We start from the raw sequence: 512 nt of genomic DNA, 5'->3' as shown, positions 1-512 counted from the left end.
GCGAGTCTTAACGCTAAGCTAAGCTGCACGAACCTTGGCATACACTTTTTGCGAAGCAAAAATGCCAAGCGTGTAGTGTCCGCTTAAGCGCCTTGTTATGTACTTGGCTGATACTCAAATTTCGTTAATTTCCAACGATCCTTTCCTGACCAACTAATTTCATTAAATGATGTAGTCAGAACATCATTTTCCAACAGTTCCATCATGTATGAACTTGGAGAAACAGTAACTTTGAAATCATACGAAAACGCAAAGCCGTGTTTATGTAGTTTCAACATCAGATTTAGAACCAGTTCATTTTCCTCTTCTGGAGTGCTAGCTGAAATTGGTATTTCAGTCTCATACCCTAAAGCGTTTAACTGCTCTAAACTTCCACCTAGTTTTAACGAGGCGCTAGATATATACCTAACATAAGGAGGAGGAGCTTCTCCTGCCTCACAAAAAGTTACGTCATATGGTGGTTGTTTTATCATGTTACCTCCTTGTACATAACGCCTGCATAACACGTTTGC

1 protein-coding gene is annotated in these 512 nt (G+C 40.0%); it reads right to left on the bottom strand.

The annotated features are described in order from the left end of the window. Window positions 1-95 precede the first annotated feature (95 nt). Window positions 96-512 (bottom strand): hypothetical protein (locus tag ACP45E_RS13545; RefSeq protein WP_241824313.1); only part of this gene is annotated, 417 nt, incomplete at its 5' end.

It is taken from the genome of Vibrio genomosp. F10 str. 9ZD137, assembly GCF_049974785.1.
Classification (GTDB): domain Bacteria; phylum Pseudomonadota; class Gammaproteobacteria; order Enterobacterales; family Vibrionaceae; genus Vibrio.
This window is presented reverse-complemented; position numbering and strand designations above follow the sequence as displayed.